At 42.6% G+C, this 23694-nt stretch carries 26 protein-coding genes; 18 read left to right on the plus strand and 8 right to left on the minus strand.

Annotated features, from left to right (window positions below; all coding sequences use genetic code 11):
* Positions 1–120: 120 nt before the first annotated feature.
* The 5 genes from ACZ42C_RS17895 (at position 121) to ACZ42C_RS17915 (ending at position 5731) form a co-directional block, all read left to right on the plus strand.
* Positions 121–813 carry a response regulator transcription factor gene (locus tag ACZ42C_RS17895; protein ID WP_461180485.1) on the plus strand — a complete coding sequence of 231 codons (693 nt, stop codon included), beginning with the start codon at positions 121–123 and terminating at the stop codon, positions 811–813.
* Positions 810–2153, plus strand: coding sequence for a sensor histidine kinase (locus tag ACZ42C_RS17900; protein ID WP_461180486.1), 1344 nt, complete (start codon positions 810–812; stop codon positions 2151–2153). Before ACZ42C_RS17895 ends, ACZ42C_RS17900 begins: the two co-directional genes overlap by 4 nt.
* Positions 2154–2311: 158 nt before the next feature.
* Positions 2312–4141 (plus strand): translational GTPase TypA, encoded by a 1830-nt coding sequence (gene typA, locus ACZ42C_RS17905; RefSeq protein ID WP_461180487.1) that lies wholly within the window; start codon positions 2312–2314, stop codon positions 4139–4141.
* Between the two features lie 105 nt (positions 4142–4246).
* Positions 4247–5425, plus strand: a complete 1179-nt coding sequence (locus tag ACZ42C_RS17910) for a PQQ-dependent sugar dehydrogenase (RefSeq protein ID WP_461180488.1) — start codon at positions 4247–4249, stop codon at positions 5423–5425.
* A 27-nt stretch (positions 5426–5452) separates the two neighbouring features.
* Complete coding sequence (locus ACZ42C_RS17915) at positions 5453–5731, plus strand: YkvA family protein (protein ID WP_461180489.1); 279 nt, start codon at positions 5453–5455, stop codon at positions 5729–5731.
* A gap of 32 nt (positions 5732–5763) precedes the next feature.
* Here the strand turns inward: ACZ42C_RS17915 and ACZ42C_RS17920 are convergent, their stop codons facing one another.
* On the minus strand, positions 5764–6567 hold the full coding sequence (locus tag ACZ42C_RS17920; RefSeq protein WP_461180490.1) for a dimethylarginine dimethylaminohydrolase family protein: 804 nt from the start codon (positions 6565–6567) through the stop codon (positions 5764–5766).
* A 234-nt stretch (positions 6568–6801) separates the two neighbouring features.
* Here ACZ42C_RS17920 and ACZ42C_RS17925 point away from each other — a divergent pair, with 234 nt between their 5' ends.
* Positions 6802–7536 carry a YqcI/YcgG family protein gene (locus ACZ42C_RS17925; protein WP_461180491.1) on the plus strand — a complete coding sequence of 245 codons (735 nt, stop codon included), beginning with the start codon at positions 6802–6804 and terminating at the stop codon, positions 7534–7536.
* Positions 7537–7566: 30 nt separating this feature from the next.
* On the opposite strand, the gene ACZ42C_RS17930 is transcribed toward ACZ42C_RS17925, so the two are convergent.
* The 3 genes from ACZ42C_RS17930 to ACZ42C_RS17940 form a co-directional block, all read right to left on the minus strand.
* Positions 7567–7749, minus strand: a complete 183-nt coding sequence (locus ACZ42C_RS17930) for a hypothetical protein (RefSeq protein WP_461180492.1) — start codon at positions 7747–7749, stop codon at positions 7567–7569.
* A 33-nt stretch (positions 7750–7782) separates the two neighbouring features.
* Entirely contained in the window at positions 7783–8064 is a 282-nt protein-coding gene (locus tag ACZ42C_RS17935; RefSeq protein WP_461180493.1) for a hypothetical protein, read from the minus strand.
* Between the two features lie 71 nt (positions 8065–8135).
* Positions 8136–8297, minus strand: coding sequence for a YfhE family protein (locus ACZ42C_RS17940; protein ID WP_464891300.1), 162 nt, complete (start codon positions 8295–8297; stop codon positions 8136–8138).
* 184 nt (positions 8298–8481) lie between these two features.
* Between ACZ42C_RS17940 and ACZ42C_RS17945 the strand changes: the two genes are divergently transcribed.
* The 7 genes from ACZ42C_RS17945 to ACZ42C_RS17975 all read left to right on the plus strand — a co-directional run bounded on the left by ACZ42C_RS17945 (position 8482) and on the right by ACZ42C_RS17975 (position 14064).
* A complete protein-coding gene (locus ACZ42C_RS17945; RefSeq protein WP_461180495.1) occupies positions 8482–9630 on the plus strand; it encodes a thiolase family protein in 1149 nt (382 codons plus the stop codon).
* A 14-nt stretch (positions 9631–9644) separates the two neighbouring features.
* Positions 9645–10415 carry an SDR family NAD(P)-dependent oxidoreductase gene (locus tag ACZ42C_RS17950; RefSeq protein ID WP_461180496.1) on the plus strand — a complete coding sequence of 257 codons (771 nt, stop codon included), beginning with the start codon at positions 9645–9647 and terminating at the stop codon, positions 10413–10415.
* Positions 10416–10443: 28 nt separating this feature from the next.
* Positions 10444–11595, plus strand: a complete 1152-nt coding sequence (locus ACZ42C_RS17955) for an acyl-CoA dehydrogenase family protein (protein ID WP_461180497.1) — start codon at positions 10444–10446, stop codon at positions 11593–11595.
* Positions 11596–11958: 363 nt separating this feature from the next.
* Positions 11959–12774 carry a DUF368 domain-containing protein gene (locus ACZ42C_RS17960; protein ID WP_461180498.1) on the plus strand — a complete coding sequence of 272 codons (816 nt, stop codon included), beginning with the start codon at positions 11959–11961 and terminating at the stop codon, positions 12772–12774.
* A gap of 63 nt (positions 12775–12837) precedes the next feature.
* On the plus strand, positions 12838–13158 hold the full coding sequence (locus ACZ42C_RS17965) for a thioredoxin family protein (protein WP_461180499.1): 321 nt from the start codon (positions 12838–12840) through the stop codon (positions 13156–13158).
* Between the two features lie 170 nt (positions 13159–13328).
* Positions 13329–13793 (plus strand): ribonuclease domain-containing protein, encoded by a 465-nt coding sequence (locus ACZ42C_RS17970; RefSeq protein ID WP_461180500.1) that lies wholly within the window; start codon positions 13329–13331, stop codon positions 13791–13793.
* Between the two features lies 1 nt (position 13794).
* Entirely contained in the window at positions 13795–14064 is a 270-nt protein-coding gene (locus ACZ42C_RS17975; protein WP_461180501.1) for a barstar family protein, read from the plus strand.
* A gap of 119 nt (positions 14065–14183) precedes the next feature.
* Here the strand turns inward: ACZ42C_RS17975 and ACZ42C_RS17980 are convergent, their stop codons facing one another.
* Complete coding sequence (locus ACZ42C_RS17980) at positions 14184–15062, minus strand: LysR family transcriptional regulator (RefSeq protein WP_461180502.1); 879 nt, start codon at positions 15060–15062, stop codon at positions 14184–14186.
* 138 nt (positions 15063–15200) lie between these two features.
* Between ACZ42C_RS17980 and ACZ42C_RS17985 the strand changes: the two genes are divergently transcribed.
* Positions 15201–16181: a DMT family transporter gene (locus tag ACZ42C_RS17985; RefSeq protein ID WP_461180503.1), complete on the plus strand. Its 981-nt coding sequence runs from the start codon at positions 15201–15203 to the stop codon at positions 16179–16181.
* A 55-nt stretch (positions 16182–16236) separates the two neighbouring features.
* Here the strand turns inward: ACZ42C_RS17985 and ACZ42C_RS17990 are convergent, their stop codons facing one another.
* From ACZ42C_RS17990 to ACZ42C_RS18000, 3 genes are all read right to left on the minus strand, one after another.
* Complete coding sequence (locus ACZ42C_RS17990) at positions 16237–18390, minus strand: heavy metal translocating P-type ATPase (RefSeq protein ID WP_461180504.1); 2154 nt, start codon at positions 18388–18390, stop codon at positions 16237–16239.
* Positions 18383–18748: an ArsR/SmtB family transcription factor gene (locus ACZ42C_RS17995; protein ID WP_461180505.1), complete on the minus strand. Its 366-nt coding sequence runs from the start codon at positions 18746–18748 to the stop codon at positions 18383–18385. The genes ACZ42C_RS17990 and ACZ42C_RS17995 overlap by 8 nt, the downstream gene beginning before the upstream one ends.
* Positions 18749–19245: 497 nt before the next feature.
* Complete coding sequence (locus tag ACZ42C_RS18000) at positions 19246–19884, minus strand: VOC family protein (RefSeq protein ID WP_461180506.1); 639 nt, start codon at positions 19882–19884, stop codon at positions 19246–19248.
* 86 nt (positions 19885–19970) lie between these two features.
* Here ACZ42C_RS18000 and ACZ42C_RS18005 point away from each other — a divergent pair, with 86 nt between their 5' ends.
* The 4 genes from ACZ42C_RS18005 to ACZ42C_RS18020 all read left to right on the plus strand — a co-directional run bounded on the left by ACZ42C_RS18005 (position 19971) and on the right by ACZ42C_RS18020 (position 23637).
* Positions 19971–20543: a GNAT family N-acetyltransferase gene (locus tag ACZ42C_RS18005; RefSeq protein ID WP_461180507.1), complete on the plus strand. Its 573-nt coding sequence runs from the start codon at positions 19971–19973 to the stop codon at positions 20541–20543.
* A gap of 140 nt (positions 20544–20683) precedes the next feature.
* Complete coding sequence (locus ACZ42C_RS18010; RefSeq protein WP_461180508.1) at positions 20684–21376, plus strand: response regulator transcription factor; 693 nt, start codon at positions 20684–20686, stop codon at positions 21374–21376.
* Positions 21373–22719 (plus strand): HAMP domain-containing sensor histidine kinase, encoded by a 1347-nt coding sequence (locus tag ACZ42C_RS18015; RefSeq protein ID WP_461180509.1) that lies wholly within the window; start codon positions 21373–21375, stop codon positions 22717–22719. Before ACZ42C_RS18010 ends, ACZ42C_RS18015 begins: the two co-directional genes overlap by 4 nt.
* 93 nt (positions 22720–22812) lie before the next feature.
* Positions 22813–23637: a PepSY domain-containing protein gene (locus ACZ42C_RS18020; protein ID WP_461180510.1), complete on the plus strand. Its 825-nt coding sequence runs from the start codon at positions 22813–22815 to the stop codon at positions 23635–23637.
* Positions 23638–23694 lie beyond the last annotated feature (57 nt).

Below are 23694 nucleotides of genomic sequence, written 5' to 3' on the forward strand. Positions count from 1 at the left end.
ATGTGGAAAAAATGTGTAAAAGAATTTAAACTGTGTGAAGTATTATAGTTAAAATGTTGTTTGTGCATGGATGCTTATGTAAAAATAGAAGCAGTACATGATTGGAAAAGGTGATCTATAATGAATTATCACATCGGAGTGGTGGAGGACGATCCAAACATTCAAAATATCGTTTCCGCTTATTTAAAAAAAGAAGGATTTCATGTGAGGATTTCCGGCAGTGCCGAGGATGCGTGGCGTGTATGGGAAAATGAAAAGATTGATATGTGGATTCTGGACATTATGCTGCCGGGGATGGACGGCTATGAGTTTTGTAAAAAGATAAGAAATGAAAGTGAAGTTCCGATCATTATTATTTCGGCAAAAGATGATGAGATAGATAAAATTCTCGGTTTGGAACTCGGCGGGGATGATTATTTAACAAAGCCTTTCAGTCCGAGGGAATTGGTGGCACGTGTGAAAAGGTTATTTAAACGATCCAGCGTGAGAACGAAGGAAATAGAAGTATCAGCTGATGCCGTAAAAGCAGGAGAAGTTGAAATAGATAAAAAGGATCGGCGAATCTTTTATAAGGGGAAGGAACAGGAAGTAACGACGAAGGAGTTTGATTTATTGCTGCTGTTGGCTGAAAATGTAAACAGGGCTTTCTCCCGTGAAGAACTGCTTGTAAAAATCTGGGGGGATAATTATTTTGGGAGCGACCGTGCCGTGGATGATCTGATTAAGCGTATAAGGAAAAAATTGGGAGATGTACCGTTGGAGACAGTATGGGGGTATGGTTATCGCTTGCGCAATGAAGAGGAAAGCAAATGAAGCTGCAATCTCAGCTGAATGCAGCATTCACCGTATTGCTGATTGTTGTCATGGCGGTAACCGGGTACTTTATTTATTCGCTGTTAATGGATCTTTTAATTCAGGATGAGCAAAGGCAATTAAGACAAAACGGGGAAATCCTCGTTGAAGTATTGGATGACCGGTTTGGGCCGAGAACGGATATTCAGCAGTTCAGCAATTTCCTGGAGGATCAGGATCTCCAGTTGTTTTTATATGATCGGAACCAGGATGCCGTATTCTTTTCCACCATGCCTCCGGAAGTAGTAAATGGTTTTTTTCAGAATAATGACTTTGCGGATAGCTCAGAGCCTGTCTGGGATTATGGCAACGCCAAATTTGTCAACTCAAGGATACTGATTTACCCGGAAACAACGGGTCTGGAACTGATTTTATTAACTCCGATAAATGAGCTGCATGCAGTACAGCAAAACTTTATTTTCCGGTTGGTCATTGTATTTATTATTGGAGCCGGGGCAGCGGTGTTGCTCAGTTATTTCCTGACAAATAAATTGGTAACACCATTAAGCCGTCTGCAGCAACAGGTGAAAAAAATAGAGAACCGCCAGTTTGATGATCTGGAGCGGGTGCAGGCGACCGGTGAGATTAAGGAAGTGGAGCAAAGTGTTTATGAAATGGCAAAAGAGCTTCAGCGTTACATGAATTCACAGCAATCCTTTTTTCAGAATGCTAGTCATGAACTGAAGACACCTTTAATGACCATCCAGGGTTATGCGGAAGGAATTAAAGAAGGGGTGTTTGATCAGGAAGAGAAGGAAAAAGGGCTTGATGTAATGGTAACGGAAGTAAAAAGACTGAAGACGATAATTAATGAAATGATCTTATTGGCGAAGCTTGACAGTGAACCCAGTGTCTATCAGCCGGAGAATATAGAAGTGAGCTATCTGATAGATAAGGTGGTTGACCGGGCATTGCCACTGGTGAATGAAAGAGGGATTGACCTAAAGCATAGGGTGGATAAAAATACCTACATCTTTGCGGATGAGGAAAAAATGTTAAGGGCATTATTAAATCTGACCTTTAATGCCATCCGTCATGCGGATTCGCGGATAAACCTGTCCGTATACAGGGAAAGCAGCTCGGTGAAAATAAAGATTGAAGATGACGGGGCCGGCGTACCAGAGGAGTTAATGACACAGCTTTTCCATCGCTTCGTCAAAGGAAAAAATGGTGATACAGGATTGGGCCTTGCCATTGCCCGGGCGATTATCGAACAGTCGAACGGGGAAATAACGGTCGGTGAATCAGAAGAACTTGGCGGTGCGAGGTTTGAGATTTCATTAGAGCGTAAAAAAGAATAGGGAACTTGTTAATTTTAAGTACAGGTATATGGGTTTTGGAGGAATGACGATTCGCCTGATTTTTATGTTATTTTCAAAAATAATTTTTAATTGGCGATAATTTATGATATAATAGGATGGTTTTATCCATCCCGTATTTACAGAGGAGCGTACGATTTATGCAATTAAGAGAAGATATTCGTAACATCGCGATCATTGCACACGTGGATCATGGGAAGACAACGCTTGTGGATCAATTGCTCAAGTACTCCGGAACATTCCGGGAAAATGAGCAGGTGGAAGAGCGTGCCATGGATTCGGGTGATATTGAAAGAGAGCGCGGTATTACGATTTTGGCGAAAAATACAGCGATAAAATATAATGAAACAGCAATAAATATATTGGACACTCCCGGCCATGCCGACTTTGGCGGAGAAGTGGAACGAATCATGAAAATGGTGGATGGTGTTGCTTTGGTCGTTGATGCTTTTGAAGGAACGATGCCGCAAACCCGCTTTGTGTTGAAGAAAGCGTTGGAGCAGAAGCTGACACCGATGGTCGTGCTGAATAAGATTGACCGTCCCAATGCCCGTCCCAATGAAGTAGTCGATGAAGTGCTTGATCTGTTTATCGAGCTTGGAGCGGATGATGACCAGCTTGAATTCCCTGTCGTTTATGCTTCAGCAATAAACGGAACATCCGGCTTTGAAGCGGAAAAGCAGGAAGAAACAATGGACCCGGTTTTTCAGACGATTTTGGAGCATATCCCCGCCCCTGCGGATACTCGGGAAGAACCGCTGCAGTTTCAAGTCACTCTTCTCGATTACAATGATTATGTGGGGCGAATTGGAATTGGACGGGTTATTAGAGGGAAAATATCTGTTGGTCAGCAAGTAGTTGTGATGAAAAAAGATGGGGCACAAAAATCTTTCCGGATTACCAAGCTATTCGGTTTCAGCGGTTTGAAACGGATGGAAATTCAAGAAGCGAAAGCCGGAGATATCGTTGCGATTTCCGGTATTGATGATCTCAATATCGGGGAAACGATCAGTGATCCGGACCAGCCTGAAGCATTGCCATGGCTGCGTATTGATGAACCGACCCTGCAGATGACTTTTCTGGTGAATAACAGTCCCTTTGCGGGTAGGGAAGGAAAGTTCATTACCTCCCGGAAAATTGAAGAGCGGCTCATGAAACAGCTGGAAACCGATGTCAGCCTGCGGGTGGATCCAACCGATTCACCGGATGTCTGGACCGTTTCGGGGCGCGGTGAACTGCACTTATCCATTTTAATTGAGAATATGCGAAGAGAAGGATATGAGCTGCAATTAGGCAAACCGCAAGTCATTATTAAAGAAATCGACGGCGTGAAACATGAACCGGTGGAGCGTGTTCAGGTGGATGTCCCGGAAGATTATACCGGTCCTGTGATGGAATCTCTTGGTGCCCGTAAAGGGGAAATGCTCGACATGGTCAACCAGGGAAATGGACAAGTGCGCCTCGAGTTCAAGGTACCGTCACGCGGATTAATTGGGTACGCAACAGAATTTATGTCGCAGACCCGCGGTTATGGGATTATCAACCATACGTTTGAAGCATACGAACCGGTAGTGAAAGGCCATATAGGTGGCAGAAAACAAGGTGTTCTGGTTGCGCTGGAAAATGGGAAAGCCTCCACTTATGGTATTATGCAATTGGAAGACCGTGGCGTTATTTTTGTGGAGCCGGGGACAGAAGTCTATGCCGGCATGATTGTTGGCGAGCATAACCGGGATAACGACCTGACCGTCAATATCACTAAAGAAAAGCATTTAACCAATATCCGTTCAGCGACAAAGGACCAGACATCCACGCTCAGAAAATCGCGTGATATGTCATTGGAAGAAGCGCTGGAGTACTTGAATGACGATGAATATTGTGAAGTTACCCCGGAAGCAATACGACTCCGGAAGAAATTGTTGAATAAAAATGAGAGAGAAAAAGCAGCGAAGAAAGCAAAAGCAGAATAATATTTGCCAGCCCGCTTGACGAATTGATCGGAAAGCGGGTGTTTCTATGGTGAAAAAAGCATCTGTCTCCTGCCATTGCAGTTTATTTCATATGCCGTCCCGGGAATGATTTTATTAATATTACCAAATCAGTGGGAGGTAACCGTTATTCGATACTTTATATTTATATCAGTCAGTGTAATGGTTCTGTTCATTACTGCATGTACTGGAGAGGAGTCGGCGGAGGATCCTCCGGAAACGGAAGAAGAAATGAACGGAGAAGAAACTGCTGACCAGGAGGAAAATGGTACAGAACAAACCGAGAGTGACACTGAAGTGATGGAAGAACGGACCGTCATAGCGGATAATCTGGATGAACCCTGGGAAATTCAGCTTTATGAGGATGCTTTTTATGTTAGTGAACGGACAGGTTCCATTGTGACCATTCAGGAAGATGAGGAAAACCGTAAGCCTGTTGATCAGAACCTGTCAAACCATCCGGAGGCAGGCCTTCTGGGAATGGTGTTACCGGATGCTTTCAGTGAAACAAGTATTGCTTTAGCCTATTACTCCTATGAAGAAGATGGCAATTATTTTCAGCGGGTCGTTACAGTTGAAGAGATGGAACAAGCGTGGGTGGAAAGAGAAGTGCTGCTTGATGACATTCCGGGCGGTGAGGTACATCAGGGAGGCAGAATCGCTATAGGACCGGATGAAATGCTGTATATAACAACCGGGGATGCAGCAGAACCGGAACTGGCGCAGGATCCTGACAGTCTGGCAGGAAAGATATTGCGTATGGAATTGGATGGTTCCATTCCGGATGATAATCCATTTGATGATTCCTATGTATATTCTTATGGCCACCGAAATGCACAAGGTTTGGCTTGGACGCCTGATGGTGAGTTGTATGCTACAGAACATGGCGCGGAGGCATTGGATGAAATAAACCGGATTAATAAGGGTAATAATTATGGGTGGCCGCGTATTGAGGGTGACGAGGAAGAGGAAGGAATGGAAACACCGGTCATTCATTCCGGTGATGATACATGGGCGCCCTCCGGCATGGCTTATGTGCATGATCATTTTTATTTTGCCGCCTTGAGGGGAGAGAGTGTCCGCCAATTTGATCCTGTGGAAGAAACGGTGGAAGTGATTGTTTCGGATGTGGGAAGGGTCAGGGATGTACTTGCCGCTGAGAATGGAATATATTTTATTACAAATAATACCGATGGTCGTGGTAACCCGGAAGAGGAGGATGACAGATTGATTTTTGAGCCGATTCCGGAGAGCGAAGCAGAGTAATCAAAGTTATGGAACGGGGGTTGAAGCATGCGCTTTTTAAGAAGAATTCGCTTTTTGTTTAAAATTCATAAGTCAGTTCCCTTTTTAAGAGATTTCTTTTTGACGCCTGAAGTAAAAACGGCAACAAAGGTTTTATATCTGGCGATTATTATCGGCTATTTTATTTTTCCGTTTGATCTGATCCCTGACTTTTTGGTTGTCATCGGTTTGGTGGATGATGTCGTCATCGCGATGTTGATTCTTCAGCAGATGATTAAAATAGCGCCGCCCTCGTTGAAAGAGAAATATAATTTTTCCTTTAAATAGATCTGCATGTAAAAGTGCCTGACTTATTACAGTCAGGCACTTTTTTCTCTCACTAAAGGCAGGGTGCAGCATCTAAATGAACCGCTGGATTTAATGATCTCGGAGAAAGGCACTTCTTTAACTTTAAATCCATTTGTACGGAGCTTGTGGTTCAGCTTTTTGTTTTCAGGTAAACTGATGATTGTTTTATTTCCGATGCTGAGCACATTTGGTCCCATTAAAAACTGCTCTTCACTTGTTACTTCAATAACTTTAAATTGCCTGCACATATACTTGTATGCATCCTCATCAATGGCAGGAGGATAAGTAATGGCTGTTTCGTGATCAATAATATTAAATGCACAATCCAGATGCAGAATATTGCTTTTTAGGTGAACGGTGTGGATTGTATAATCCGGAAGCTCACTTGTTAAATTTTCGATTGCTTCAGGAGAAGTTCTTTTGCTTTGACCGATCCAAATCCTGTCTTCATCTATAATGACATCTCCCCCTTCTATGTTGAACGGGGATTCTTGGTAATGCACCTGAAGTGCTTCAAGCCAGTTTTTGAGAACGGCTGTTTCACCGCTGCGAATAGGAGTTGCCATGGAAGATATAAATAATTTACTGCCGGTTACAAATCCGATGTCTCTCGTGAAAATCTGCTCGGGCAGGTTTTTCTTTGCGGGCAGTTCGATGACTTCTATCCCTTCATCTTTTAAAACCTGGATAAAATGACTGTGCTGTCTGAGTGCTTTATTTCTGTCAATGTTTTCTTCTATATAAAATCTTTGTGTTTCATTGATCGTTTCTTTGATTTGCATATAAAGAGGTGGTACTGTGATCACTTTTTTCATTGGTGCAAATTCATTTTTACAAAAATAGTCGCCTTGGTTGATTCCTTTTATGCTGCTATTCATTTTGATTGGTACAGGTATTTCCTGTGTCTCCTCCTTTCTGAAATGAATATCTTCTTTTTACCATACCCTTTCATGTCCTGATAAACACTCTCTGCTTTTGAACTGTTTTCGTTTTACAGGAGACAAAGCAGGGTATAGATAGTTTAGGAAATGTCATGAAGGAGGATGTATGTGAAACAGACAGCCAGCCGTTTACTTACAAAAGATACATTTGAGAATCATTCCGATACTTTGCCGGAATGGTTAAACAGAGAATATAGAAATTTTGAGTCAGTCGTGACCCATCCCGAGTTCCCCTGTTATTTTGGCATGTCGGGCCAGCAGCGGGGCGAGTTAAGATACGGGTATATTACCCATGATGATTGGTCCGGTTTGTTGCAGGCGCTGGAAGAATTCAATGCGCTATTTGACGGGCAGGAAAAGTTGATCAGGCATGGTTTTTTCCTGTTTGTCGAACCGGAGGAAGAGGAGAAACCGCTTGAATATTACAGGGATTATTTTTGGAGAGTACTGCAGTATTTGCATGATCACGACAAATATCCCTGGCCGGAAGGGTATCCGAAAGACCCGGATCATTATTTATGGAATTTTTCTTTTGCCGGTGAACCTTATTTCGCTTTTGGCAATGCCCCGGCATATAAACAGAGGAAAACAAGAGATTTGGGAAACAGCATGGTAATCGGGTTTCAGCCACGCCGGATTTTTCACAAGCTGGAAGGAACGTCAAAAGGCGGGGCCATGTCGAGGGAAAAAGTAAGAAAAAGGGTGGAAAAATGGGACAAACTGCCTAAACACCCGAATATAAGCCATTACGGTGATGTGGAGCACCGGGAGTGGAAGCAATATTTTATAGGAGATGATGCAAAACCAATCGAGGGAAAATGTCCTTTTCGTCCAAATGATTAATGAAAAGAGGGGCTGTATGACAGTCTCTTTTTATTTTGTGTTGTTTCTTTCTTTATCGTTTGGAATATATTTTGTGTAGTAGGCAGCGAATAAGAGGAAAATAAAAGACAATCCCCAGGAAACAATGCCATTCCATTGAAAATCCATCCTCAATCCGACAATCAGAACGATTGCACTCATGCTAAGGAAGAAAGCGGTAAGATAACGTTTCACGTAAGACACCCCAATAAATATTAGTTATATAGCCTATGCATTAACCCATTTTTTTGGCATTAAGAAAGTGTGGAAAACTTTTACTGCATAAGCACAGTTGCCCGGAGGCTTGGTGACAACCAGGTTTCTAACCATTACTGGTGTTTTTCTTGCCAGTAAATGTATAGGCGGAAATAGGTAGTTTAATACCATTTTATCATTAATCTCTGCAGTATGCTTGATAAATATCAGTCGACTTACATAGAAAACAGGTTGATTTTCAATATCACTATACATTATACGAATTTTTGGCATAAAAGGTTTCACAGCCAACATAAAAGACACCTTACGATGGCAAGGTGTCTTAAAAAACGAATAGATGGCATTAACTTGTGTTCAATGAACTTTTATTTTATCAGTTTTGGGTTTTCCTGCTTCGCTTCTTTTACCCATTCCCTGCGATAACCTGCAGCGATATCCGCACGCTTAAACTCTTTTGCATAATGCACTTCCTGGGCGTCTGTCAGCTCTTTATTTTTTGTTGGCTGATATTGCGGTCTAGCCATCATGATCCTCCTTTTAAGCAAAATCTACTACTTGTTTACCCTTATATTATTCATTAAAACCTTGGGGTCAGACCCCTCAATTCTGAATTATCTCAAAACAAAGGATTTCTTTTATTTCCTAATTAATACAGGTATAATTATAATTGTTCTAAATCAATGTAAAATTCAAAATAACAGGGGTGTATGTATGCGGGACGTAGTTATTGTCGAAGGGTGCAGGACGGCTGTCGGGCGCAGAAAAGGAATGTTTGCCAATTACCGGCCGGATGAATTGGCAGCTGAGGTATTAAGTGATTTAATGAACCGGGCACAAGTGGATAAAGAAATGGTGGAAGATGTTATTTTAGGATGCGTGACACAAAGCAGTGAACAAGGAGGGAATATTGCCCGTACTTCTCTTTTAATCGCGGATTTTCCGAAGCATGTTCCCGGTGTAACGATTGATCGTCAATGCGGTTCCAGCCAGCAGGCAGTTCACTTTGCCGCTCAGGCCATTGCTTCCGGGGATATGGATATAGTCGTTGCCGGCGGAGTTGAAAGCATGACACGGGTGCCGATGTTTTCGCAAATGGCAGATACAAAACCGAGTAAAAAATTGACCGATAAATATGAAATTGTAAATCAGGGAATTTCTGCAGAAAAAATAGCTGATAAATGGGATTTTTCCAGAAAGCAATTGGATGAATATGCGCTACAAAGTCATGAAAGGGCTTTAAAAGCAATGGAGCGGGGGGATTATGAAAAGGAGATTGTACCGGTGTCCGTTCCAAATGAAGATGGCACTGACAGAGTCGTAAAAGTGGATGAGGGACCGCGCGAGGACACGACACTCAAAGCATTGGGAGAACTGAAAACAGTATTTAAAGAAGACGGAAAAATTACTGCGGGAAATGCCAGTCAGATGAGTGACGGGGCAAGTGCAGTATTATTAATGTCGCGGGAAAAGGCCAATCAACTCGGACTGGTGCCAAAAGCACGTATTGTCGCAAGAAGTGTTGTCGGATCAGACCCGACCCTGATGCTAACCGGACCAATTGCAGCTTCCCAAAAAGTATTGGAGAAGGCCAATCTGACATTGGTGGACATGGATCGCTATGAAGTAAATGAAGCATTTGCTCCGGTGCCGATGGCCTGGGCAAAAGAGCTGAATGCAGATCCGGATAAGCTGAATGTTAATGGCGGGGCGATTGCACTTGGTCATCCGCTCGGAGCAACAGGAACCAAATTGCTTGTTTCTTTGGTCAATGAATTGGAAAGAAGCGGTGGAAGATATGGTCTCCTGGCGATATGTGAAGGGATGGGGATGGCGAACGCCACTGTAATTGAACGACTATAGAAAGGATGGGTAATATGGATTTGCGTGAAATAAAAGCGGTTGTAACAGGGGGTGCATCCGGCCTGGGAGAAGCGGTAGTCCGGAGTGTTGTTTCCGCGGGAGGAAAAGCGGTTATTTTTGATATTAATAAGGATAGGGCCGCACAGATCATCACAGAACTTGGGGAGGAAAGTGTCGGGTTTTTTTCAACAGATGTAACCAATGCAGAAGAAGTGGAAAACAATGTGAAAAAAGCAGTGGAATTCCTTGGATCCGTTAACTTGCTTGTAAACTGTGCAGGTATTGCCACTCCCGGAAAAGTGCTTTCCCGGAAAGGTATGATGGCATTAAGTCAATTTGAAAAGGTGGTACAGGTAAATTTAATCGGAACCTTTAATGTGATTCGTGTGGTTTCTTCCTATATGGTTGAAAATGAAGAAAATGACCAGAAGGAGCGGGGAGTCATTATCAATACAGCATCTGTCGCAGCATTTGAAGGGCAGATCGGGCAGGCTGCTTATAGTGCATCCAAGGGTGGAGTGGCCAGTATGACGATGCCGATTGCCAGGGAGTTTGCCGGTAAAGGAATCAGAGTAATGGCGATTGCCCCGGGTTTATTTGAAACGCCAATGTTTGCGACGCTGCCGGAGCCAGCCAAAGAAGAGCTGGGGAAATCTGTTCCTTTTCCAAACCGATTGGGCATGCCGGTCGAATACGCGAGATTAGTAGAAAGCATTGTGGCAAATCCGATGCTGAACGGAGAGGTCATCCGCCTGGATGGTGCCATTCGTATGCAGCCGAAGTAGATAGCCGGTGTAAGCGAGGAGTGAAAAAATGAGTAAAAAATATCGCTTTGAAACAGAGGAGCACGAATTATTCCGGGAATCACTGCGGAAATTTTTACAGAAAGAAGCAGCCCCATACTATGATCAGTGGGAAGAAGAACGGATGATTCCGAGAGAATTTTGGGAAAAACTAGGCGAAATGGGTTTTCTTTGCCCTCAGGTGGAAGAAGCATACGGCGGGCTGGATCTCGATTTTAGCTATTCAGTAATAATTCTGGAGGAACTCGAGCGGATCGGTACAAGTTTAATAGGCGTTGGCCTGCACTCTGATATTGTTGTGCCATACTTAGAGTCCTATGGTAGTGCGGAGCAAAAGAAGCGTTGGCTCCCCGGCTGTGTAAACGGTGATCATATTACTGCGGTGGCCATGACGGAGCCGGGAACCGGATCTGACCTGGCAAATATAAAGACGACTGCAACATCGGACGGCGACCACTACATAGTAAATGGGCAGAAAACATTTATTACGAACGGAATTCATGCAGACATGGTGCTGACCGTGGTAAAAACTGATCCGAAAGCAGAGCCTAAGCACCGGGGTATCAGTCTATTAATGATAGAAGATGGCACACCCGGATTTACGAAAGGACGTAAGCTCAATAAAGTCGGGCTTCATGCACAGGATACGGCGGAATTATATTTTGAGGATTGCCGTGTGCCCAAGGAAAATCTGATTGGTGTCGAAGGAAAAGGTTTTCGATATTTAATGGAGAAGCTGCAGCAGGAAAGGCTGGTAGTTGCATTGGGTGCACAGGTAGCTTCCGAAGAAATGCTAAACATGACGGTGGATTATGTGAAATCACGGGAAGCATTCGGAAAGCGGATTTCCTCTTTTCAAAATACACAGTTCAAACTGGCCGAATTGGCTACACAGGTTGAGGTGGGGCATGCTTTTCTGGAGTCGGTCATTGAGGACCATATTGCCGGAAAGGATATTGTGTCGAAGGTGTCCATGGCGAAGTACTGGCTGACGGATGCGTCAAAAAATATCGCCACAGAATGTATGCAGCTGCATGGCGGATATGGATACATGGAAGAATATGAAATAGCAAGAAGATACAGGGACGTACCGGTAGCAGCCATTTACGCTGGAACCAACGAAATTATGAAAACCATTATTGCGAAGAATATGGGATTGTAGAGACAGGCGGTGCGGGAACTGTCTGCCGCGGAGGAACCTCCCGGGAAGAGGTGCTTTCATGGAGGCGTCTGGTAATCCCCGGCCTTTTTCGGCGAAAACAGGTGCCTGGGACTACGGTACAGTAGTTCCTTGTCTTACCGAAAACAATTGTCACTCCCCGGTTTTTGTGGGAATTAAACGAAATTTGAAGTGATGCCCAAATTGTATGGAAGAAACAATTTGGGCATTTTTTATATTAATTAACCGTATAATTTGGTATGATAATTTTGTGCGCGGGGGTCAGACTCCCGGTGCGCTAAAGCGTTAAAGCGTTAACGCGTTAATAGGGTGGGGGTCTGACCCCCGTATAAGGAGATTTTTAATATGGAGTGGAAGAATGTTTATCGGGGATTGGCCATGGGGGCGAGTGATGTGATCCCGGGGGTGAGTGGTGGTACGATTGCTGTGTTATTGGGTATTTATGACAGGCTCATCGCTGCGATCAACGGCCTATTCAGCAGAGAATGGAAGAAACACTTAGGATTTCTTATACCGCTCGGATTAGGTGTAGTCATTGCTATTTTTTCCCTGGCAAAATTAATTGAATGGTTATTTGATTACTATCCCGGACCGACCCTGTTTTTTTTCCTCGGATTAATAGTAGGGGTATTACCTTATTTATTTAACCAGGCAAATGCAAAAAGGACCTTTAAAATAAAACACTACATGTTATTACTGGTGGGTGCGGTACTTATTGCACCATTGGCTTTTTTGAATCCGGAAGAGTCGGCAGTTATTACCGATATGACGCTATCCACATATGTATTGCTCTTTTTCTCCGGTTTTCTTGGAAGTGCGGCCATGATCGTTCCGGGGATCAGCGGGTCATTTATCCTTCTGGTAATAGGTGTTTATTTCACTGTCATTGAAGCAATCAGCAATCTTCAATTTGATATTATTATCGTTACCGGCTTGGGAATTGTCGTAGGCATCATTGTATTAAGCAAAATCATTCATTTTTTCCTGACGAACTACAGAACAGGCACTTTTGCCGTAATAATCGGTTTAGTGATCGGATCGACAGTTGTTATATTCCCCGGCTGGGCGGAAACAACGACACTCATGCTCATAAGCATTGCCACATTCGCCGGCGGTCTTTTCGTTGCGTATATTCTTGGCAGGGTGGAGTATAAAGATTGAGCAAACGATAAGACAAACTTACTTCAACCCGCTACAATGAAATGAGAAAGGAGCATGTGGAACATGGAAGCAATAAAAACAGAAGAACAATTTTATGAAATTATTGACAGCCCGGAGCCTGTTATTATTAAATTTTTTGCGGATTGGTGCCCGGACTGCAAGCGCATGGACATGTTTATTGGCGATATACTGGAGGAATTCAAAAACTATAAATGGTATGAATTAAACAGTGATGAAGTAAAAGGTATTGCGGAAAAATATGAAGTAATGGGCATTCCAAGTATCCTTATTTTCCAAAATGGGGAGAAGAAAGCTCACCAGCACAGTGCTTACACCAAAACACCGGAATCGGTAACAGAATTTCTTCATCAGCAGTTGGGGTAAAGCCTAAAGCCGGGAGGAAGTAATGGCTAAATTGCTTCTTTTTCCCGCCCTCATTATATCGTTCCGTTAAGAAGATTTCATTTAGACCAAGCCCTTGGCTATACCGTTACCGGACGCCAAGGGTTTTAAAATTAATGCTATCCGTTCATGAAACCAAAAGGGTGAAATCGATGAAAAGATTTTTGTACATGCTCATTGTTTTGTTTGCTGCCGTACTTGTTGCCGGCTGCAACCCCGAAGCCCCCATCACTGAAGAAAACACACAGGAAATAACAGAAGTGGAAATTAATGAAGAGGGCCACTATACGAGTAAGGAAGAAGTGGCACTTTATATCCACACTTATAACAGACTCCCGGATAACTATATAACAAAGGAAGAGGCCCACAATATGGGCTGGGAACCGAGTGAAGGAAACCTTTGGGAAGTAACGGATCAAAAGAGCATTGGCGGTGACAGCTTTGGCAATCGGGAAGGAAAGCTTCCGGATGAGGAAGGCAGAAAGTATTTCGCAGCAGACATTCATTATGAAGGTGGCTACCGTGGCCCGGAGCGCATCGTCTACTCGGATGACGGGTTCATTTATTATACGCCCGACCATTATGATACGTTTGTTTTATTATATGGAGATGAATGATATGAAACGGGTAATCATTGACGGGAAAAAAATGCAGAACAAAAATGATGTCCATGCTTATTTACAAGAAAAGCTGCAAATACAAACATACTTTGGAAACAATCTGGATGCACTGTGGGATGCCATCAGCACGCATGACAAGCCACTGGAGATAAATTGCAAGCATTCTGAAGTGTTGGTTGAAGTGCTTGGAGATTATGGACAGGCTGTTTTGCAAGTATTTAAAGATGCTGCAGAGGTAAACCCAAATATTTTATTCAAATTAGAATAGCGTGCCCCTATTTCACTATCTCAGCTCTGCAGCAGTTTAAAAGCTGCTGCAGCCCAAAAATCCCCAGGGGGAAAATCCAAGGAATGATCAGATCGGGGGGGGACCCACAACACCTTTTCTTAAATCGACAGTGGATAATCCGGCGCTCCTTTCCCGGCTTTAAAAGTCTCGATAAATTTTTCCAGTGTCGATGTTAAATATGCATCTTTTCTTCTAATAAATACCGTTTTAATGTTACTGTATTTTTTAGGCAGGTAATGACATTGAATCAGTCCCTTTTCCTCCAAATGGGAAACAGCTGATTTCGGTACAAACGTAATGCCAAGCCCCATAGTAACACTTCCGAGAATGGTCTCCAGCGTACCAAACTCCATCACTTTTTGCGGTGCAGTCTTCTGGTCTCTATACCAGCTCTCCAGTCTTGCCCGATAGCCGCATCCTTCACTAAAGCACAAAAATGGCTCTTCCATCAGCTGTTCTAAAGATGTTTTCGAATGGTCCGAGATTAACACGAGCTGTTCCTGAAAAACTTCATGGGAGATAAGTTCCGGATGCGGGCTGATCTCCGACACGAACGCCCCATCCAGACGGTGATTTAATACATCATCCTGCAGCTGTTCCGTAACGCCTGTTATGAGTGTTAAGTCCACATTTTTATATTTTTTATTGTAGGAAGACAAAATAGCCGGCAGTTTAATGACGGTTTCCACCGATCCTATTTCCAGTTTTCCCGCCGGTTCTGTTTTACTTTGCACGACTTTTTTCATTTCACCGGTCAACGACAGAATTTTCTCACAGTAGACGAGCAGTTTCTTTCCTTCTGGCGTCAATGTCATACCCCGATTATTGCGGTTGAAAAGCGGTGTATCCAATTCAGCTTCCAGCTTGCGGATTCTCGCAGTGATATTGGATTGCACGTAACTTAATTCTTTTGCAGCCTCTGTAATTGTACCTTTTTGTGCAACCATTTGAAAAATTTCCAGGTCTTTAAATTCCATCTGCCTCTCCCTTTCATCATCCTATCACCCATGATATCACTAGAAATGATAATAATCATCAATAATGTTCATTTTAAGTGATATGAAATCTATGCTTTAATAGATATGCAAAAGAAAACTAAAGGGGACGGGTAGGCATTGAAAAATAATATATTAATTGGAGCATTTTTATGTTTCATTTCAGCAGTTTCCTGGGGAGCCATGTTTCCGGTGGCAAATAGTGCTTTCCATCATATTGATGCATTCTATTTTACATTTTTCCGTTATTTCTATGTATGTATCATTCTGGTTGTATGGCTGTTATGGAAGGAAGGGAAACAAGCTTTCCGCTTTGAGGGGAAAGGAAAGGAGCTCTTGTTTTTCGGAACGATGGCCTTTACGGTATATAACCTGCTTATTTTCTGGGGCCAGGACCTTTTGGGTGACCCGGGAACAATGGTGGCTTCCATTATGGAATCCCTGATGCCGATGATTTCGATTGTAATCGTGTGGCTGCTGGTGAGAAAACGACCGCATGCATTTACTTTATTTTGTGTGCTCGTTGGATTCGTTGGGGCCCTGCTCGTAGTAACCAAAGGGGATTTCGGTGCTTTCTTTACCGGGGTAGATGATCTGATTCCATCTTTGCTTATTTTCATAGCGGTAGTCGGTTGGGTGATCTATACAATGGGCGGCAGCCGTTTCAGCAATAATGGCTGGTCTGCATTACGCTATTCCACATTAAGCTGTTTGCTTGGAACAGGTGTGGCAGCAGTTGTAGTTTTCGCTACAACTCTTTCCGGTTATATTTCTTTTCCATCTGCAGAAACTCTGGTCGTCACGGCTCCGCATATTGCCTTTATGTTCATCTTTCCGGGTGTGATTGCCCTGGTGGGATGGAATTACGGGGTGAGTATCATAACGCCGTTGAATGGCTTGTTATTTCTTAACTTTGTGCCGGTGACAACATTAGCTATACAGGTTGTGCAGGGTGCAAGCATTACCGTGTATGACTTTATAGGTACGGTATTTATCATTGTTTCGCTGCTTTCAAACAATATTTTTATGAGAGTGCAGCAGAAAAGGACAAAAGAAAAAGCTTATTTCAGAGGAAGACTGCAGGAATCGGAATCATATTAAAAAAACGATCATTCCTATACGGGAGTGATCGTTTTTCCTTTTGCTTTGTTTATAGTTAACCTGCCTGCTGCATCTGTTTTGGGGTCGATGAAACCGTGTTATTTTCCTTATCGGCATTCACCCTCAACAACCTTAAAGCATTTAACGTTACAATCAGTGTTGCTCCCATATCTGCAAAGATGGCTATCCAAAGTGTCAGCCATCCTGGAATAACGAGCAGCAGTGCAAGCAGTTTAATCCCAATGGAAAAAGCAATGTTTTGTTTAATAATGGCGAGTGCTTTCCTGCTCAGCTTTACCGTATAGGGGAGTTTTTTCAAATCATCGCCCATCAGCGCAACATCTGCTGTTTCCAGTGCGCTGTCCGTTCCGGCGGTCCCCATGGCAATGCCGACAGTGGAGGCTGCCAGAGCAGGAGTATCATTGATGCCATCGCCAACCATGGCAACATTTCCATATTCCTTATCATATTTTTTAACAAAATTTAACTTATCTTCCGGAAGAAGACCAGCCTTCGTGTCCGTTATGCCGAGCTCACCGCTTAATGCAGCCGCTGTTTTTGGATGATCCCCGGTGAGCATGAAGGAGTGCTTGATGCCCAATTCATGCAATTTACGGATTACATATTTGCTTTCTGCCCTTGGTTCGTCTCTTAAAGCAACAGCGAGCAAAATCTCTTCATTTGTACCAAGCAGCATGATGGTTTTGCCGTCTTCCTGATATTGATCTATCGAGGTTTTAATTGTTTTGTCCTCATCAGCTATTTTGGAAAATAGTTTCGTAGAACCGACTAAAAATTCCATTCCGTCAATATTCGCTTTAATTCCTCTTCCGGGAACAGTTGTAAAATCATTCACTTCCACATCATAAAAATCCACATTTTGTTTTGCAGCATAATCCAGAATCGATGCCGCCAACGGGTGCTGTGATTTATTTTCGATGGCAGCTAAATAACGTAAAGCTTTATCGTCATCTTCTGTGAAATATATAGCATCTGTCACTACAGGTGTACCTTTTGTCAATGTTCCGGTCTTATCAAAAGCAATAGATGTAAGGGAGCCGATCTTTTCCAGATAAAGCCCACCTTTAATAAGCACACCATTTTTCGCTGCATTGCCGATGGCGGTAACAATGGCAACCGGCGTGGAGACGACCAGCGCACAAGGACAGCCAACAACGAGAACAGCAAGCCCCTGGTAAACCCAGTCCAGCCACGCTCCCCCAAAAAGGGGTGGTACAATGGCGACAAGGGCAGCAATAGCGATAATAAGCGGTGTGTAATAAGAGGCAAACCGATCAATAAATGCCTGGGATGGTGCGCGTTCCGCCTGTGCATCCTCAACCATATGAATAATTCTTGCGATGGTTGTGTCTGCTGCTTTTTTCGTGACTTTTATTTCCAAAAAGCCGTCATGATTAATGGTCCCCGCATACACTTCATCATGCAATTGTTTTTCGACAGGAATGGATTCCCCTGTAATCGGCGCCTGGTTTATAGTTGAGAAACCTTTTTGAATAATCCCGTCCATGGCGATTTTTTCACCGGGCTTTACCAACATGATATCCCCAATTTTAATGTTATCGATGGAAACAATCTGTTCCGTTCCATCCCTCAGAATGGTTGCATTTTTAGGTGCAATTCCCATTAATTGTTTAATGGAGGAGCGGGCTTTATCCATGGAATAGGATTCCAAAGCTTCACTGATGGCAAACAGAATAACGACAATGGCTGCTTCCATCCATTCTCCGATAATGGCTGCACCAATCACTGCGATGGTCATCAATGTATTCATGTCAAACCGGAGCCGGATGAGATTTCTTAATCCCGCACGAAAAAGCGTTAATCCACCAATGAGAATAGCTAATGCGAGAAGAAGGGTTGTAGTTAAATCGGCCGCTTCCGAAATGAAGGAAACCGATAATCCTGTAATTATAAGGGCCGCGGCTATAATCAGCCGGTGATTGCGAATCCAGAAGGGCTCCTTTTTCTGTTCTTGATTCGGATCATCCACCACTTTGATCCCTTCAAAAGAACCGGCTTTTTCGATATCATCCACGGTTGCATTGCCGTTAACCACTACTTTTGATGCACCAAAGTTTACTTCTGCATCGTTTACGCCTTCGATACGTTTTATATTATTTTCAAATGTTTTTGCGCAATTAGTGCAGGAAATTCCCTGCACACGGTATATTTGTTGTTCTTTAGACATGGGCAGGATGCTCCTTCATATGCCGGAAAGCCTGTTGGATTATCTGATGAACATGATCGTCGGCTAAAGAATAATAAACCAGTTTGCCTTCTTTTCGAAATGTTGCTGCCCCCGCCTTGTAAAGCTGTCTAAGGTGATGTGAGGTTGTGGCTGTCGTTGCATCAATGATTGCTGAAATATCACATACACAAAGTTCGTCTTCTATTAATAGGGCATAAGCAATCTGCAGCCGGTTTTTGTCGGCGAGTAATTTATATAAAGTGCTAACTTCAGAAACCGGTTGCTGTGAAAGCTCCTGTTTAACGCGTTTTACTTTGTCTTCATGGATACAGGTTACTTCACATATATTATTGACCAATGTGTACACTCCAGTCATTCAAATAAGTATTTGAGTATATTATATTCAAATACTTGTTTGAATGTCAAAAAAACAGATTAGGGTGGTCGAAATATATTTACAAAATATCAGCATAACTATACGGGTATTTTTCAGTGGAAGGGGAAGTACAACCTATACTAAAATTACCTGTCATAGGTTACTGTCTTTTGATGATAATATATATAGTCATTTACTTTGTTCAGTAATATAAAGATAATCAATCCTGTTAATGGGGGGGATAATTGGATGAAGAGCCTTTTATAGGAAAAATAAAAGAGGACAAGAAGTATCTTGTCCCGCTTGAATGTTGGCGTTTCAATGCTCCTCCATATCATACGATATTTTGGAAAAACAGGCAGAAAAAAGCCCGAATTAGCCATTTTTTGCTATTCATATTTATTAGCGTCATGAAAATTTATCAGCGACCCAATGCATTTCCATATAATATAGTGGAAATATTCCGCCGTGCCCCATGCTTATTTGTAGGAAAAACCAAGCTGGTGCTGATTATCTTCAATAAATTTCAACCGGCTATTTGCCAGTTGAATGACATCATCACTGGCTTCCAGCTTAAATATTTCTTTAAATAAACTTTTATTTGCCATATTCAGTGTAACTTCCTCAATTTTCTTATCGTTAAGAAATGCTTTATCCTGTGGGACATTTTTAGTTTTTCCCCATTCCACAATAAAAGGAAGTGACGTCTTTTCTGATTCCGGAAACAGCATCCGCCATTCCAGTCGGGAACCATCCGGTCGTTGTCTGCTGCCGGCAAAAAGCCCCTTGTAGTTTACACCATCCTGCTGAAAATGCTCAATGAAGTCATCCATTCTTTTTGTGCGCATTGCAAACTGAATAAAAGCTTCCTCTCCTTTTGATAATGCGTCGTACGTTTGCACAATCAATGGGTTATCCGAGGTTTCCGCAAGTTTTTCATCAAACATGCCGATCCATTCGATATAGCTGTCATTGGCAAAATAAGCCAAATAATTGCAGGTACCCCAGTTATCATGCTTTCCTCCTTCCACGACTTTGACACCATGCTTTTCACCAAATTCCTTTGCTGCTTTTTCCGGGTCTTTGGCTGTAATAATCAAGTGATCCAATGCCAACATGAAAAAACCTCCCATAATCTTCTCATTTATCATATTTCTAAGTATAATGGTTACATAATTAAAGGGGAAGAAGAAGGTGCTGTATCATGAAAAAAGCTATCTTAAAAGATTTTCCAAATGAGTTTTATACAGAAAGGCTGTGGATACGCCTACCGCTCCCCGGTGATGGAGAAGCGGTACATGAGGCCAAACAGGCGAGCAGAAATGAATTAAAACAGTGGCTGGCATTTGCACAGCACGATGAATCGCTGGAAGATACGGAAGCAAATGTGCGGGAAGCGCATGCGGCATTTTTAAAACGAACGGATTTGCGCTTGCACATTTTTCACCGGGAAACAAAGACATTTATCGGCTGTACCGGACTGCACGCGATAGATTGGGAGGTTCCCAAATTTGAGATAGGGTACTGGATTGACTCGAGGCAGACGGGAAAAGGATATATAACAGAAGCTGTAGAAGGACTGACGAATTTTGCTTTTCAAACATTGCATGCTAGTCGGCTGGAAATACGCTGTGATGCCAAGAATAAAAAGTCCAGGGCGATTCCAGAGCGGCTCCAATATACGCTGGAAGGCACACTTCAGAATGACTCCATCCAAATTGGCGGAAATGAATTAAGAGATACATGTGTGTATGCAAAAATTAAAAAAAGCGTATAGGGTGCTGTCAGCTGAAATAATATTAAAAACATGGAACAAAGAATCTGGGACTTCGCTAAATACTCATCCCATTGTAAAAGATTGTCTCTTTGTCCCATGCTATAATAAAGTAAAGTGACATAATAAAGCAGGTGGTAATATTGACGGAGCCTACCATTTTAATCGTTGAAGATGAAAAGAAATTAAGCAGGGTGCTGCAGCTGGAACTGGAATATGAAAATTATCAAACGGAGATTGCCGAAAATGGCAAGGATGCGCTCCGGCTTTTGGAAGAAAAAGAGTGGGACCTTGTTTTGCTCGATATTATGATTCCGGAGTTAAGTGGACTCGAGGTGTTGCGCAGAATAAGAAGAACGGACGATACCACGCCTATTCTGCTTCTGACAGCAAGGGATGAAGTGCATGACAAAGTAAGTGGACTGGATCTTGGGGCAAATGATTATATCACCAAGCCGTTTCAAATTGAAGAGCTGCTTGCAAGAATCAGGGTGCATTTGCGAACGCCAAAAGTGAAACAGGCTAATGGAGAAGTCCTTTCTGCCGGGGATTTGAAAGTGGATTTACATGCCCATGAAGTAACGCATGCCGGTGATCAGATTGAATTGACACCAAGAGAATTTGATCTGCTTGTCTACCTGTTGAAAAATAAAAACATCGTGCTTTCACGAGAGCAGCTGATTGAAGCAGTGTGGGGCTTTGACTATTTCGGTGACACGAATGTCGTCGATGTTTACATCCGTTATTTGCGGCAGAAAATTGATAAAGACTATGGTGTAGCATATATTCAAACAGTTCGCGGTGTTGGGTATACAATAAAGGATCAGAAAAAATGAAATTGCGCACAAAAATTCAATTGTTTTCCAGCTTGTTTATGCTTATTTTGATTTTACTTGTTAATGCCTCTATTTATTATCTTTTTTACCAAATCAGTGCGGAAAGTGAACTGGAGCAACTGAAATCACAGACAGATACCATGGCGGAAGAATTGGCAAATAATCCGGAAGTTACCCGGGAATTGATTGTAGCATATTTGCCGACCAACGGCATGGCAAGGGTATTTCCACAGGAGGGGCAACCGTTGGAATGGCATTATAGGGAAAATGCCTATACCAACCTTGCCGGAGAATTCAATTCTGCAGAGAGCCATCGTATTGTTTCGCCGGAAGATGGCTCCAATGTTGCTGTTGTAACAAAACCGATTATCTGGGGTAATGGAGATGTGGTCACTTTAGAAGTTTCCAATCATCTGCTTGAGCTTGACAATACGATGACTACCCTGTTTTATGTCCTCGCCATCGCTTCAGTTATTATACTCATCCCGACCGTGTTGGCCGGAAATGTATTAAGCAGGTTCTTATTAAACCCAATAACAGACCTGATTAATACAATGAAAGAAAATACAAAGCAGGCGAAGTGGAAAAAAATTGAAGTGGGGAGCAGATCCAAAGATGAATTGTACGAGATGGAAAAAACCTTTAACGAGATGATTGATCGCTTAAGGGAGAATTTTGAAAAGCAAGAGGTTTTCGTTTCTGATGCATCCCATGAATTGAAAACACCGATCTCCATCGTAAAAAGCTATGCACAGCTATTGAAGCGCAGAGGTCGGGAAAACCCGGAATTATTTGAGGAATCCGTGGAAGCGATTGATTCAGAAGCGGACCGTATGCAAAAGTTGGTGGAACAACTGCTTGCTTTGGCGAAAAATAAAAATGAAGCAGTGACAAAGCAGGTGGATATGACTTTTTTAGGCGAAGAAACAATAAAAATTTTTCAGGGTGCCTACGATAGGGATATTCAATTTCAAAAACCGGAAAGGGCTATTACGGTGAATGGCAATCCGGATCAATTGGAACAGATTATCTATATTTTAATTGATAATGCATTAAAGTACAGCGAGGATCAGGTGGAAGTATCATTAACTTCCCATAATGGATCAATGCAGTTTATTGTAACGGATTTTGGCCCGGGTATACCGAAAGCGGATCAGCAGCGGATCTTTGACCGTTTTTATCGGTTGGACAAAGCAAGAAGCCGTGAGACCGGAGGCACCGGGCTCGGCCTTGCCATTGCCAAGGCGATTGCCTCCTTGCATAACGGAAAACTGGTGGTCCACAGTGAAGAAGGAAAAGGATCGACTTTTACGCTGACATTGCCAATGCTCAAGAAGGATTAACGGTTTTCTCATCAAATTCTAATTTTACTCACAGGATCCTTTCATTCTCTGAGGTTATGATATAAATAGAAAAAAAACAAGGAGGAGATTGGAATGAATAAGAAAATTGGAATGACTGCAGCAGTATTGGCAGGTGCGCTCGTTCTTAGTTTAGGAATATATCAATCGGACGCATCACAGGTGGACCCGAAATTATCGGAGGAAGATATACTTGATCTCGTAAGTGCCCAATATCCCGGTGAAATAACCGAGCTGGAATTGGAAAAAGGATTGGACAGGATGATCTATGAAGTGGAGGTTGCCGGAGAAAGCAAGGAATATGATATGGAACTTGACGGAGACACCGGAGAAGTGCTGGAAATAAGGGAAAAGGAAATGGTGTCTATACCAAAAGAAACAAATGATGAGCACGATACGGTGGAAATCGAAGAACGGAATGAAGATCGTACAGAAACAGCAAATACAACTCATAAGCAATCCGCTGACAGTAAAGATATCTTATCGGTTGAACAAGTGGAAGAACTGGCGTTAAAGGAATTCTCCGGCGTAATCAAAGAGTTGGAATTGGATAAAGATGACGGCCGTTTGATATATGAACTGGAAATAAAAAATGAAAACCGGGAAGAAGCGGAATTGGATATGGATGCTTATACCGGAGAAATCTTGAAAATGGAACTGGAAATGAAAGGCCGAGGTAAAGCAACCAGTACCAATCACAAATTTAATGATATATTAAGTATGTCCGAGGTAAAAGAAATTGCCTTAACGGAGTTCCCGGGAATGATAAAAGAAATAGAGCTGGATAAAGATGATGGGCGTTTGATATATGAATTGGAAATAAAAAATAAAGGAAAAGAAGCTGAAATGGAAATGGATGCACGCACCGGTAAAATTTTGGAAATGGAGATAGATGACTAAGCATCATCACTTTTATACGGTGATTTAGAAAAAATATGTCCGGATCTTAAAAAGTGA

The organism is Virgibacillus kimchii (genome assembly GCF_055379185.1).

Bases quoted from the DNA above. Each gene is read 5' to 3' on its own strand.
- ACZ42C_RS17895 (WP_461180485.1), top strand. From the start codon at position 121: ATGAATTATCACATCGGAGTGGTGGAGGACGATCCAAACATTCAAAAT.
- ACZ42C_RS17900 (WP_461180486.1), top strand. From the start codon at position 810: ATGAAGCTGCAATCTCAGCTGAATGCAGCATTCACCGTATTGCTGATT.
- typA (WP_461180487.1), top strand. From the start codon at position 2,312: ATGCAATTAAGAGAAGATATTCGTAACATCGCGATCATTGCACACGTG.
- ACZ42C_RS17910 (WP_461180488.1), top strand. From the start codon at position 4,247: ATGATTTTATTAATATTACCAAATCAGTGGGAGGTAACCGTTATTCGA.
- ACZ42C_RS17915 (WP_461180489.1), top strand. From the start codon at position 5,453: ATGCGCTTTTTAAGAAGAATTCGCTTTTTGTTTAAAATTCATAAGTCA.
- ACZ42C_RS17920 (WP_461180490.1), bottom strand. From the start codon at position 6,567: ATGAAAAAAGTGATCACAGTACCACCTCTTTATATGCAAATCAAAGAA.
- ACZ42C_RS17935 (WP_461180493.1), bottom strand. From the start codon at position 8,064: ATGTTGGCTGTGAAACCTTTTATGCCAAAAATTCGTATAATGTATAGT.
- ACZ42C_RS17940 (WP_464891300.1), bottom strand. From the start codon at position 8,297: ATGATGGCTAGACCGCAATATCAGCCAACAAAAAATAAAGAGCTGACA.
- ACZ42C_RS17945 (WP_461180495.1), top strand. From the start codon at position 8,482: ATGCGGGACGTAGTTATTGTCGAAGGGTGCAGGACGGCTGTCGGGCGC.
- ACZ42C_RS17950 (WP_461180496.1), top strand. From the start codon at position 9,645: ATGGATTTGCGTGAAATAAAAGCGGTTGTAACAGGGGGTGCATCCGGC.
- ACZ42C_RS17955 (WP_461180497.1), top strand. From the start codon at position 10,444: ATGAGTAAAAAATATCGCTTTGAAACAGAGGAGCACGAATTATTCCGG.
- ACZ42C_RS17960 (WP_461180498.1), top strand. From the start codon at position 11,959: ATGGAGTGGAAGAATGTTTATCGGGGATTGGCCATGGGGGCGAGTGAT.
- ACZ42C_RS17965 (WP_461180499.1), top strand. From the start codon at position 12,838: ATGGAAGCAATAAAAACAGAAGAACAATTTTATGAAATTATTGACAGC.
- ACZ42C_RS17970 (WP_461180500.1), top strand. From the start codon at position 13,329: ATGAAAAGATTTTTGTACATGCTCATTGTTTTGTTTGCTGCCGTACTT.
- ACZ42C_RS17975 (WP_461180501.1), top strand. From the start codon at position 13,795: ATGAAACGGGTAATCATTGACGGGAAAAAAATGCAGAACAAAAATGAT.
- ACZ42C_RS17980 (WP_461180502.1), bottom strand. From the start codon at position 15,062: ATGGAATTTAAAGACCTGGAAATTTTTCAAATGGTTGCACAAAAAGGT.
- ACZ42C_RS17990 (WP_461180504.1), bottom strand. From the start codon at position 18,390: ATGTCTAAAGAACAACAAATATACCGTGTGCAGGGAATTTCCTGCACT.
- ACZ42C_RS18000 (WP_461180506.1), bottom strand. From the start codon at position 19,884: ATGTTGGCATTGGATCACTTGATTATTACAGCCAAAGACCCGGAAAAA.
- ACZ42C_RS18005 (WP_461180507.1), top strand. From the start codon at position 19,971: ATGAAAAAAGCTATCTTAAAAGATTTTCCAAATGAGTTTTATACAGAA.
- ACZ42C_RS18015 (WP_461180509.1), top strand. From the start codon at position 21,373: ATGAAATTGCGCACAAAAATTCAATTGTTTTCCAGCTTGTTTATGCTT.
- ACZ42C_RS18020 (WP_461180510.1), top strand. From the start codon at position 22,813: ATGAATAAGAAAATTGGAATGACTGCAGCAGTATTGGCAGGTGCGCTC.